Origin of the sequence: Pseudomonas ovata (assembly GCF_003131185.1) — a bacterium.
GTDB classification, from domain to species: Bacteria; Pseudomonadota; Gammaproteobacteria; order Pseudomonadales; family Pseudomonadaceae; genus Aquipseudomonas; species Aquipseudomonas ovata.
On the sequence record NZ_QFFU01000029.1, the window covers coordinates 61,466 to 75,190 of the forward strand.

The window sequence follows — 13,725 nt, forward strand, 5'->3', positions numbered from 1 at the left end:
AAGGACGCATTGCATGAATGCCCAAGACGCACTGAGACTCGCCCGCCGCTTTATCGAACTGCCCCTGGAAAAACGCCGCCTGTTTCTGGCCGGCCTGCAGCAGGAGGGCGTGGACTTTTCCCTGTTCCCCATCCCTGCCGATGGGGTCAGCGATGCGCGCGACGGGCTGTCCTATGCCCAGCAGCGGATGTGGTTTCTCTGGCAGCTTGACCCGCAAGGCGCCGCCTACAACCTGCCCATGGCCGTGCGCTTGAATGGCGAGCTGGATCAGGCCGCCTTGCACAGCGCCTTCGATGGCCTGGTTACACGTCACGAGACCTTGCGCTGTGTGTTCAGTGAGCAGGATGGTCAGGTCCGCCAGCGGATTGTCGAGCCGTTTGCGGTGAACATCGTATGCCACGATCTGACCGGGCTGGATGCCGATAAACGCGAAGAGCAGGTTCGCGCATTGGCCGACGCCGAAGCGTTGGCGCCCTTCGATCTGGCCGAAGGACCATTGCTGCGCGTGCAACTGCTGAAACTGGCCGATCATGCGCATGTGCTGCTGCTGACCCTGCACCACATCGTGGCCGACGGCTGGTCCTACAACGTGCTGATCGATGAATTCATCCGCCTCTACGACGCCGCCAGCAGCGGCAGTGAAGCGGCGTTGCAGCCGCTGCCGATCCAGTACCGCGACTATGCCCTGTGGCAACGCAGCTGGCTGGAGGCCGGTGAGCAGGATCGCCAGCTGGACTACTGGCGCAGCAAGCTGGGCGACGAGCATGCGCCGCTGGAGTTGCCGCTGGATCACGCTCGCCCACTGACGCCAAGCTATCGCGGTGCGCGTCATGAGTTTCAGATTGAGCCGGCGCTGGCCGAGCGCTTGCGCGGCCTGGCCCGCGAGCAGGGTGTGACGCTGTTCATGGTGTTGCTGGCGGCGTTCAAGGTGTTGCTGCATCGCTACAGTGGTCAACAGGCGATTCGGGTCGGCGTGCCGGTGGCCAACCGTAATCGCGCTGAGGTTGAAGGGCTGATTGGCTGCTTTATCAATACCCAGGTGCTGCACACCGAGATCGATCCGCTGATCGATGTGCGTGAGTTGTTGCAGCGGGTCAAGGAGACGGCGCTGGGCGCACAGGCGCACCAGGAGTTGCCGTTCGAGCGTTTGGTCGAGGCGTTCGAGCCGCAACGCAGCCTGGGGCGCAATCCGCTGTTCCAGGTGCTGTTCAATCACCAGCCGACCGTGGTCGATGCCGGGCAGATCACCACCCGCTCCGGGCTGGCGCTGGAAAAAGTCACGCTGGACAAACACAGCGCCCGCTTCGACCTGTCGCTGGACACCTACGAAAGCGCCGGTCGGTTGCAGGCGGTCTTCACTTACGCGCTGGATGTGTTCGAGGCCTCGACCGTCGCCACCTTGCAGCAACACTGGCTGCAATTGCTGGAAGGCCTGACTGCCAATCCGGGGCATGCAGTCGGTGAGTTGCCGCTGTCATTGCCTGAACTGTCGCCAGCCACTGAACAAACAAACGGCGCAGGCGTGTGCATTCATCAACTGATCGAGCAGGCCGCCAACGCCAATCCGCAGCGTGTGGCGGCGATCAGCGGCGAGCAGCAGATCGATTACCTGACACTGACCGAACGGGCCAACGCCTTCGCCCATGTGCTGCTGGAAAGCGGCGTACAGCCTGATCAGCGGGTTGGCGTGATCGCTGACCGCTCCATTGACATGCTGGTGGGCATTCTGGCGGTACTGAAGGCCGGTGCAGCCTATCTGCCACTGGAGCCTGATCAGCCACATGGGCGCCTGGACTTCATGCTGGCTGACAGTGATGTGCGTCTGGTGCTGGCCAGGGCTGACTGGAATGGCACGTTGCCGGAAGGTGTACAGCGGATTCATCTGGATGCCGCGCTGCGCCGCAGCGACGCGCCTGCGGTAGCGGTTGCTGCGGATAACCTGGCCTATGTGATTTACACCTCCGGCACCACCGGCACGCCAAAGGGCGTGGCGATCAGTCATGCGGCGCTGGTGAACTATGTGCAAGGCGTATCGCGCCGCTTGCCGCTGGATGACATCCAGAACCTGGCGATGGTCACCACCCCGGCGGCGGACCTGGGCCATACCGTGTTCTACGGTGCGCTGAGCGCCGGCAAGACCCTGCATATGCTCGACAAACCCGCCGTGCTCGACGCCGATGCCTTCGCCGCCTACATGCACCAGCATGCCATCGATGCATTGAAAATCGTGCCTTCGCACTTGCAGGCCATGCTCGCCGCCGGCGCGACGGCCTTGCCACGCCGTTGCCTGATCGTCGGCGGCGAAAGCTGCCCGGCCGGCCTGCTGGCGCACATCGCGCAACTGGCGCCCGAACTGCGCGTAATCAACCACTATGGCCCGACGGAAACCACCGTCGGCGTCCTGACCCATGACATGGCTGGCCAGCCGGTACTGGGCCGCCCGCTGGACAATATCCGTGCCCAGGTGTTGAGCGATTGCCTGCTCGCGGTGCCAGGTCTTGCACGGGGCGAACTGTTCATTGCAGGGGCTGGCCTGGCGCGGGGTTATCTGGGCCAGGCGGCCCTGACCGCCGAGCGCTTCGTGCCTGATCCTGCCAGCGCCAAGGGTTCGCGGATGTACCGCACCGGCGATTGGGTGCGCCGCAATGCCCGGGGCGAACTGGTGTTTGCCGGGCGCATGGACGGCCAGGTGAAGATCCGTGGTTATCGCGTGGAACTGGCAGAAATCGAAAGCCGCCTGCGCCAGTTGCCGGCCATCGGCAACGCTGTAGTGCGGGTCATTGGCGAGGACGCTGGCGGGCAACTGGCTGCCTGGGTGGTACCGGCAACGCCGGTTTCGGGTGACGCCGCGCAACAGGCGTTTGTCGACGCCATTCGGGGTGAGCTGAAACAGGCCCTGCCCGAGCACATGCAGCCGACCCATATGCAGGTGCTGGCGCAACTGCCGGTCACGGCCAACGGCAAGGTCGATGTAAAAGCGTTGCCTTCGCCGGTGGCAAATGTGGCAAGCCATGTAGCGCCGATGACGGCGTTGCAGATTCAGCTGGCTGACATCTGGGCGCAGGTGCTGCAGGTCGAGCGGGTGGGGCTGACGGACAATTTCTTTGCCTTGGGCGGGCATTCGCTGCTGGCGACGCAGGTGGTGTCACGGGCGCGCAGGCAACTGGACGTCGATATCCCGTTGCGTGCGCTGTTTGATACCCATGATCTGCACGCTTTCGCATTATCTGTTCAGCGACTCGGTCACGCCAAAGACCCTGATATCCAATTGCTTGATCGCAGCGCGCCGCTGGCGGTCTCCCATGCCCAGCACCGGCAGTGGCTGTTCTGGAAGCTGAACCCGCAGAGCGCGGCGTACAACACGCCGCTGGCGGTCAAGCTGCAAGGCGCACTGGATTGGCAGGCCTTGCAGGCCGCTTTCGATGCGCTGCTCGCCAGGCATGAGTCGCTGCGCACGATTTTCGAAGAGCAGGACGGCCAGCCATTGCAGCGGATTCTGCCAGCGGCACCGGTTGTCATCCACGCAGAAGACCTGAGTGGGCAGGGCGCTGATGCGGTCACTCGTCGAATCGAAGAGCACGTCGCCTGCGTCTTTGATCTGTCTGTCGGACCACTGATTCGCGTCACGGTATTCAAGACCGCAGACGAAGAGCATCTGCTGACGTTGCTGATGCACCACATCGTCTCCGATGGCTGGTCGATGAGCGTCATGGTGCGTGAGCTGGCCGCCAGCTATAACGCCCGGGCCAGCGGTCAAGCGCTGAGCCGGCCAGCCTTGCCGGTGCAATACGCCGATTACGCCGCCTGGCAGCGCCAGCGTCTGGCCGATGGGCAATTGCAGACTCAATTGGCCTTCTGGAAAGCGCAGCTCGAAGATGATTTCTCGGTGCTGCAATTGCCGGCCGACCACCCGCGCCCTCAAGAGCAAAGCTACCGGGGCGGGCGCATCGATATCCACTTGCCGGCGCAACTGACGGATAAGTTGCGTGCGCTTGCCGTAGGCGCCAACGCCACGTTGTTCCATGTGTTCCTGTCGTCCTTTGCGATCCTGCTGTCGCGCTACAGCGGTAGCGAGAAGATCAATATCGGCATTCCGGTGACCAACCGTAATCGCCATGAGCTGGAAGGGCTGATCGGCTTTTTCGTCAACACCATCGTTGCCCGGGTGGCGGTCGATCCGCTGCAGACGTTCGATGCGCTGCTGGCGTCGGTCAAGGAGACCACGCTTGAGGCGCAGGCCAACAAGGATGTGCCGTTCGATGCGCTGGTCGAGGCGCTCAAGCCTGAGCGTACGCTGGGGTACAACCCGTTGTTCCAGGTGATGTACAACCATTTGCGCGATGTGGGCGATCAGGTCTCCAGCGACAGCCTGCAGGGGCTTCACGCGCAAGAAGTCGACCTGTCCGAAAGCAATGCGCAGTTTGACCTTGTGCTGGATACGATGGAGCGTACCGATGGGCTGATGGCCTCGTTCAACTACGCTTGCGATCTGTTCACTGCCGAACGCATCGAGCGCCTGGCAGGCCATTGGGTCAATCTGCTGGAGGCGCTGGTGCAGGCGCCTGCGCAGACTGTTTTCGAACTGCCGTTGCTGGATCGTAAACAATACCGGCAGATCACCCATGACTGGGCTCATGCACAACAGCGTTACCCGAACGATCAGTTCGTCCACCACCTTATCGAAGACCAGGCACGCAAAGCGCCAGAGGCCATCGCCCTGGTCTCTGATGAGCAGACACTGAGTTATCAGACCTTGAACCGGCGCGCCAACCGTCTGGCGCACAAGCTGCAAGAACTGGGTGTGGGCCCCGACACTCGGGTCGGCATTGCGGTTGAACGTGGCCCGGACATGGTGGTGAGCGTGCTGGCCGTCTTCAAGGCCGGTGGTGCCTATGTGCCTCTGGACATTGAATACCCGCAAGAGCGTCTTGCTTACATGCTGCAGGACAGCGGGGCCGGCCTGCTGTTGACGCAAGCGCATCTGCTTGAGCGCTTGCCGGTGGCCGAAGCGGTGCAGACGCTGATTGTCGAGCCGTCCGCGCACTGGCTGGAGGATTACAGCGAGGTCAACCTGGTCATTGATGAGCATCCGCAACGCCTGGCTTATGTGATCTACACCTCGGGGTCGACGGGGTTGCCCAAAGGCGTGACCGTGGCCCATGGGGCGCTGGCCATGCATTGCCTGGCAGCGGCCGAGACGTACGCGATCAACGCGCACGATTGCCTGCTGCAATTTGCATCCGTCAGTTTCGATGCGGCGGCCGAGCAGATCTTCATGCCGCTGGCTCAGGGCGCGCGTGTCGTGCTGGGTGATTTCGCTCGCGGATCACTGGAGCAACTGGCTGCGCAGATTCGCCGACAGGGTGTTTCCGTTCTCGACTTGCCACCTGGCTACGCCAGCCAATTACGTGAAAGCATCACCCAGGAAGAGGCACTCAGCGTTCGCGTTTGCATCCTGGGGGGAGAGGCGTGGGACGTACGTCTGGCTGACGGGGCAGGAGGCCTGCAGGCTCGGCAATGGTTCAACGCCTATGGCCCGACCGAAGCCGTTGTATCGCCATTGATCTGGCCGGTGGATCAGGCCCATGCAGGTACATCGGGCCGTGCCCCTATCGGCAGACCGGTAGGCGAGCGGCGTGTCTACGTGTTGGGTGATGCGCTGGAGGTGGTTGCGCCGGACAGTCATGGAGAGCTGTTTATCGGGGGGCAGGGCCTTGCCCGTGGCTACCACGCGCGTCCCGCGCTGACGGCCGAACGCTTCATTCCCGACCCGTTCGACGAGCAGGGCGGCGGGCGCCTGTACCGCAGCGGTGACCTGGCGCGCTACTTCGACGACGGTGTGATCGAATACGCTGGTCGCGTCGATCATCAGGTGAAGATCCGCGGTTTCCGTATCGAACTGGGTGAAATCGAAGCGCGCCTGCAGGAACAGGCCGCCGTACGCGATGCCGTGGTGTTGGCGCACGAGGGACCGAATGGCCCGCAACTGGTGGCGTATGTGGTGCCTGCCCGAACGGTTGAAGGCGCCGAGTCTTCTGCACTGCGCGAGACCTTGCGCGGTGCACTCAAGAGCAGCCTGCCGGACTACATGGTGCCGGCGCACCTGATGTTCCTTGATCTCCTGCCGCTGACGCCCAATGGCAAGCTGGACCGCAAGGCACTGCCAGCACCGGAAGGTCATGTGCAGCCGCACTATCTGGCGCCACAGAGCACCCTGGAGCAACAGATTGCAGGCCTCTGGCAGGACGTCCTCAAACTTGAGCGCGTAGGCCTGACCGACAACTTCTTCGAGCTGGGCGGCGATTCGATCATTTCCCTGCAAGTGGTCAGCCGCGCCCGCCAGGCCGGGATTCAGTTCACCCCCAAGGACCTGTTCCAGCATCAGACGGTGCAGGCCCTGGCCCTGGTGGCGCGGCGTGCCGAGGGAAGGGTCATCGACCAGGACCCGGTCACAGGTTCGTCACCGCTGACACCAATCCAGCAGTGGTTCTTCGCAGAATCCATTCCCGAGCGTCAGCACTGGAACCAGTCGGTCTTGCTGGCACCGATTCAGGCGCTGGACGCCGCTCATCTGCACGGCGCCTTGCACGTATTGGTGCAGCATCACGATGCCTTGCGCCTGCGCTTCGAACAGCAGCCAGACGCGTGGCAGGCTGACTATCAGGGCAGCGCTTCAGATTCAGTGTTGTGGACCCGTCAGGTCGCCGACGTTCAAGCGCTGCAAGCCCTGGGCAACGAGGCGCAACGCAGCCTGAACCTGGCACAGGGGCCGCTGCTGCGTGCGGTGCTGGCCGAACTGGCGGATGGCAGCCAGCGCCTGCTGCTGGTCGTGCATCACCTGGTGGTCGATGGTGTGTCGTGGCGGGTGCTGCTCGAAGACCTGCAACAGGCCTACCGTGCACAGGTCGAGGGGCAGAAAGTGGCACTGCCGGCCAAGACCAGCTCCTTCAAGGCCTGGGCGACGCATTTGCAGGACTACGCCGTCAGCCCGGTCTGCGAAGCCGAACTGGGCTACTGGCATGAACAGCTAAAAGGCAGCAGCGATGCCTTGCCTTGCGACCATCCGCAGGGCGGCCGTCAGCGCAAGCATGCCGCCTACGCCAAGACCCGCCTGGACCGCGAGCTGACCACGCAACTGTTGCAGCAGGCACCGGCGGCTTATCGCACGCAGATCAACGACCTGCTGCTGACCGCGCTGGCGCGGGTGGTCTGCCGCTGGAGCGGTCAGGCGCAGGCCTTGATCCGCCTGGAAGGCCATGGCCGCGAGGACCTGTTCGACGACCTCGACCTGACCCGCACCGTGGGCTGGTTCACCAGCATGTATCCAGTCATGTTGAGCCCGCAGCCGGAGCTGGGCGCATCAATCAAGCAGATCAAGGAGCAACTGCGCGCCATCCCCAACAAGGGCATCGGTTACGGCCTGTTGCGTTACCTGGGCAACGCCGAAGCCCGTCAGCGCCTGAGCCAGTTGGCGCAAGGCGAAATCGTCTTCAACTATCTGGGCCAGTTCGATGGCGGCTTCGATGATGACACCAGCCTGTTCGTCCCGGCCAGGGAGCACGGTGGACTGGAGCAAAGCCCCGAGGCGCCGCTGGACAGCCTGCTGAGCCTGAACGGTCAGGTGTATGACGGTGAGCTGAGCCTGGACTGGACCTACAGCCGCGAGGTGTTCGACGCGCAGACCATCGAGCATCTTGCACAGGCCTATGCCGACGAACTCAAGGCACTGATCGCCCATTGCTGCGACCCGCGCCATCGCGGCGTGACGCCATCGGACTTCCCGCTGGCGGCGTTGACCCAGGCGCAGCTCGACAGCTTGCCGATGGCCGCCGAACAGATCGCCGACCTGTACCCGCTGTCGCCGATGCAGCAGGGCATGTTGTTCCACAGCCTGTACGAGCAGGAGGCGGGCGACTACATCAACCAGATGCGGGTGGACGTTCAGGGGCTGGACGCCGAAATATTCCGGCAGGTCTGGCAAGACGCTCTGGACGCCCACGATATCCTGCGCACCGGTTTTGTGTGGCAGGGGCTGGAACAGCCGGTGCAAGTGGTTTATAGGCAAGTTGAGTTGTCATTTACCGAGTTCGATTGGCGCAACCGGGTCGAGCAATCAGTTGCACTGGACAACCTGGCCGGCGCTGAGCTTAAGCGCAGCTTCGCGCTGGAGCAGGCGCCGCTATTGCACTTGACACTGGTGCGTACCGGCGAAAATACACATCACCTGATCTACACCAACCATCACATCCTGATGGATGGCTGGAGCAACTCGCAATTGATGGGTGAGGTGTTGCAGCGCTATACCGGCCAGGCTCTGGTACAGGCCCCCGGCAAGTACCGGGACTATATCGCCTGGCTGCAACGCCAGGACATGCAGCTCAGCGAGGTGTTCTGGAAAACACAGCTCAAGGACCTGGAGGAGCCAACCCGGCTGGCCCAGGCGATCAGGACTACTGGCCATTCTGGCGTTCAGGATAGCCATGGCGAGTTTTCCTGTAGGCTGGACAAGGCGCAGACCCAAAGGTTGAGCCATTTTGCCCGCCAGCAGAAGGTGACAGTGAACACCTTGGTGCAGGCAGCATGGCTATTGCTGTTGCAGCGTTATACCGGGCAGGCGACGGTGGCCTTCGGTGCCACCGTTTCTGGGCGTCCTGCACAGCTACAGGGTGTAGAGCAACAAGTAGGCTTGTTCATCAATACCCTGCCCGTCATTGCGACCCCGCAGCCTGAACAGCCATTGCATGCCTGGTTACAGCAGGTACAGCGACAGAACCTGACCCTGCGCGAATATGAGCATACTCCGTTGTTCGACGTACAGCGGTGGGCAGGGCGCAGCGGTGAGGATTTGTTCGACTCACTGCTCGTGTTTGAAAACTACCCGATTTCGCAAGCGCTTGAACAAGGAGCGCCTCAAGGGCTTGTGTTCGGGCCTGTAGGAACTCATGAACAGACCAACTATGCGTTGACCTTGCTCATCGGGCTGGGGGACGAACTTTGCTTCAATTACAGTTATGCACAAGCCCGTTTCGACGATTCGGCCATGGCACGGTTGGCTGGACAACTGAAGCAGTTGCTGGTCAGTTTCGCGCAGGATGCAGAGCTGCCTGTGGGTGAACTCTCGTTGTTGAGTGAGGCCGAGCGAAGCCTGATCCTGTGCGATTGGAACCGCACCGACGTCGCGTATCCGGGCGAACAGTGTATCCATACGCTGATCGAGGCGAGTGTCGCGCAGACACCGGAAGCGATAGCAGTGATCTTTGGTGATCGACAGCTGACGTATGGCGAGTTGAATCGCCAGGCCAACCGCTTGGGCCACTATCTGATCGAATCGGGCGTCGGTCCGGATGTGCTGGTGGGAATTGCCGTGGAGCGCTCCATTGAGATGGTCGTGGGGCTGCTGGGCATTCTCAAGGCTGGGGGAGCGTATGTACCGCTTGATCCGGAGTATCCGCAGGATCGCCTGGCCCACATGTTTCAGGACAGTGGCATTGAGCTTTTACTGACCCAAGAGCATCTACGAGGGCAACTGCAGGTTCCGCAGGGTATTGAGGTGGTGAGCCTGGACCGGCTTGCTGAAAAACTGGCGACCTGCGGTGACGCCAATCCGGTCAACGAAACACAGCTCTCGAATCTGGCCTATGTCATCTACACATCGGGTTCGACCGGTAAGCCCAAGGGAGCGGGAAACACCCATCAGGCGCTGTTCAACCGTTTGGCCTGGATGCAGAAAGCCTATGGGTTGAATGGGCTGGATGCGATTTTGCAAAAGACTCCGTTCAGCTTCGATGTATCGGTGTGGGAGTTCTTCTGGCCGCTGCAGACAGGTGCCCGGTTGGTGGTCGCCCAGCCAGGTGAGCATCGTGATCCCGAGCGCCTGATCGAGACGATCAAGCGCCACGAGATTACCACCCTGCACTTCGTACCTTCGATGCTGCAGGTGTTCATGGGATGCGAGGGTGTGCAAGAGTGTCAGAGTATTCGCCGCATTGTATGCAGTGGTGAGGCGCTGCCAGGCGAATTGGCGCGCAAATCTCTGCAACGCCTGCCCAGCTCCGGTGTGTTCAATCTCTATGGCCCTACGGAAGCGGCGATTGATGTGACCCACTGGACCTGTACGCCGCACGAAGGCGCCGGCGTGCCGATCGGTCGGCCGATCGACAACCTCAAGACTCATATCCTGGTGCCTGGCCTGTTGCCAGCGGCACAAGGCTGTGTGGGCGAACTGTACCTTGGGGGCGTGGGGCTGGCGCGTGGTTATCATCGACGCCCATCCTTGACGGCGGAGCGTTTCGTCCCGGATCCATTCGACAGCAGCGAACAGGGCGGGGGCCGGCTGTACCGTTCGGGTGACCTGGCGAGTTACCGGGCTGACGGTGTGATCGACTATCTGGGGCGTACGGACCATCAGGTGAAAATTCGCGGTTTGCGCATTGAAATGGGTGAGATCGCGGCCAGGCTTCAGGAACATGATGCCGTACGTGAAGCTGTGGTTCTGGATGTGAAGGCAGGGAGTGGCAAGCAACTGGCCGCTTATCTGGTGTCCGCCGCGTCCGTATCCGATAGTCCGTCAGAGGGCCGGCTGCGTGCCAGCCTGCAAAATCACCTTAAAGCAACTCTTCCGGAATACATGGTGCCTTCGCATTTTGTATTTCTGGACGCGTTGCCTCTCAGTCCGAACGGCAAGCTGGACCGTAAGGCATTGCCAGCACCGGATGCCCGTCTGCAGCAGGACTATGTGTCGCCGCAGAGCGAAGTGGAACAACACATTGCAGCTATTTGGTCGGATGTATTGAAACTTGAGCAGATCGGCCTGAACGATAATTTCTTTGAGCTGGGGGGGGATTCGATCATCTCGATTCAAGTGGTCAGTCGAGCGAGGCAGATAGGGATTAGCTTCACCCCCAAGGAAATGTTCCAGCACCAGACGGTCAAACACTTGGCCGCAGTGGCTCGACGTTCGCAAGGCTTGAGTATCGATCAGGGCCTGGTGTCAGGCCTGATGCCATTGACACCTGTTCAGCATGGTTTTTTTGCGCAAGAAATGCCCAATCGGCATCACTGGAACCAGTCGGTATTACTCAAGCCTCACGAGGCGCTCGATTCGGAGCTCCTCGGTACGGCTTTGCATATCCTGATTGAGCACCACGATGCACTGCGTCTGCGCTTCGAGCAGGCGCAGAACGGGTGGCAGGCGCGATTCGAGGAGGTGAAACCCAGCGAAGTGCTCTGGGTCCGGCAGATCGAACACGCAGAGGAATTTGCATCACTCGCCGATCACGCGCAGCGTAGCCTGTGTCTGGAACGTGGCACGTTGTTTCGGGCGGTACTGGCGCAGCTTCCCGACCGTAGTCAGCGTTTTTTGCTGGTCGTCCATCATTTGGTGGTGGACGGAGTTTCATGGCGCATCCTGCTCGAGGATCTGCAGCATGTGTATCAGGCGCTGTCGGCTGACCTGCCCGTCAGACTGCCGGGAAAATCCAGTGCCTTCAAAGCCTGGGCCGAGCATTTGCAAGCGTATGCCGAAAGTCCTGGCCTGCTAGACGAGCTGGCGTACTGGCAGGCGCAGTTACAAGAGGGCGTGGATGAGCTTCCCTGTGATCGCCCCAAGGGCGGCCGCCAGTACAAACATGCAGCATACGCAAGCAGCCGCCTGGATCAGATCTGGACACGACGCTTGCTGCAAGAAGCTCCCGCTGCCTACAGGACCCAGGTGAACGACTTGCTTCTGACGGCCCTGGCTCGCGTAATCGGTCGCTGGACCGGGCAACCGGATGTTTTGGTCCGGTTGGAGGGGCATGGTCGGGAGGATCTTTTCGATGATCTGGACCTGACCCGTACCGTTGGCTGGTTCACCAGCGTATACCCGGTGAAGCTGAGTCCGCAGGCGCAGATGTCAGCATCGATCAAGGCGATCAAGGAGCAGCTGCGGGGCATTCCTGACAAGGGGGTCGGCTATGGGGTGTTGCGTCACTTGGGTAACGCTGAAGCACAAGCCGTGCTTGGGCACCTGCCGCAGGGTGAGCTTGTATTCAACTACCTGGGCCAGTTCGATGGCAGCTTCGACGAAGCCGGCAGTCTGTTCATACCCGCGAGGGAAAGCAGCGGGACGACTCAGGATCGCGATGCCCCGTTGGCGGCCTTGCTTACCGTCAATGGCCAGGTCTACGAAGGTGAACTGAACCTTGACTGGACGTTCAGTCGTGAGGTGTTCGATGAGAAAACCATCGGTCAACTGGCCCAAGCCTATACCGAGGAGCTCAAGTTGTTGATCGACCACTGTTGCAACACCGCGCAGCGTGGCGCGACCCCTTCGGACTTTCCACTGGCCCGCTTGAGTCAGGCGCAACTTGATCATCTGCCGGTTGAACTCGGGCGGGTCGCCGATCTTTACCCGCTGTCGCCGATGCAGCAGGGCATGCTGTTCCACAGTCTGTTCGAGCAGGACGCCGCAGGCTATGTCAATCAGATGCGAGTGGACGTGGACGGGCTGGATATCGAGCGGTTCAAGCAGGCCTGGCGTGAGACCCTGGCGGCGCATGAAACGTTGCGCAGTGGTTTTATATGGCAAGGCCAGCTCGAGAGTCCACTTCAGGTCGTGCATCAGGACGTGACATTACCCTTTGTCGAGCATGACTGGCGTGGCCGGCCCAAACTGGAACAAGCGCTGCAACAGCTGGCCGAAGGCGAGCGTTTGCAGGGCTTCGATATGGACCGTCCACCGCTGTTACGCCTGACGGTAGTCGCAACCGATGAGGCTCGCCATCACCTGATTTACACCAGTCACCATATTTTAATGGACGGCTGGAGCAATTCGCGGCTCTTGGGGGAGGTGCTGCAGCGTTATGCCGAACAGCCTGTGCCGTCGTCGTCAGGCCGCTATCGAGACTATATCGAGTGGCTGCAACGACAAGACTTGATGGCTTGTGAGCGTTTCTGGAAGGAGCAACTGACCGAGCTTGCAGCGCCGACCCGGCTGGTCCATGCCATCCGTCTTGAGGGTGAGGCCGCCACTGGCTACGGTGACTACCAGCAGCTTTTCGATCCTGTACAGACCCGTCGTTTCGAAGCGTTTGCGCGCGCCAACCGTGTGACGGTCAATACCCTGGTGCAATCGGCCTGGCTACTGCTCTTGCAAGGCTATACCGGCCAGGACAGTGTGTGCTTCGGGGCGACTGTTGCTGGGCGACCTACAGAGCTGGTGGGTATCGAGGAGCAGATCGGCCTGTTTATCAACACCCTTACGGTGATCGGTTGTCCGCGGCCCGAGCAATCGGTGACCGAATGGATCGGGCAGGTTCAGGCTCGAAACCTGGCGCTGCGCGAGTTCGAACACACGGCCTTGTATGAGGTACAGCGCTGGGCAGGTCTAGGGGGCGAAGCACTCTTTGATAGCCTGCTGGTCTTTGAAAATTACCCGGTATCAGAGGCGCTGCGCCAAGGCGCGCCTGCCGGCTTGCATTTTGGCCCGGTGGCCGGGCAAGAGCAGACCAACTATCCGCTGACCCTGGGGGTCGGGCTGGGTGAGACATTGACGGTTCAGTACAGCTACGATCGTCGGCATTTCGATTTGCAAGCTGTGGCTCGTTTGGCCGGGCATTTTGGAACCCTGCTGAAATCGATCTGCGAGCAGCCCACGCAGCGGGTCTGTGAGCTGTCCATGCTCGATAGGCCGGAGCACGCAGCGATCCTGGCTCGCTGGGACCAGACCGGCCAGGACCACCCGAG

The 13,725-nt window shown here is 61.3% G+C and carries 1 protein-coding gene; it reads left to right on the plus strand.

Annotated elements, in window-relative coordinates; all coding sequences use genetic code 11:
• Positions 1 to 13 precede the first annotated feature (13 nt).
• A partial coding sequence (locus DGA31_RS26265) for a non-ribosomal peptide synthase/polyketide synthase (RefSeq protein ID WP_109514477.1) occupies positions 14 to 13,725 on the plus strand: 13,712 nt, incomplete at its 3' end.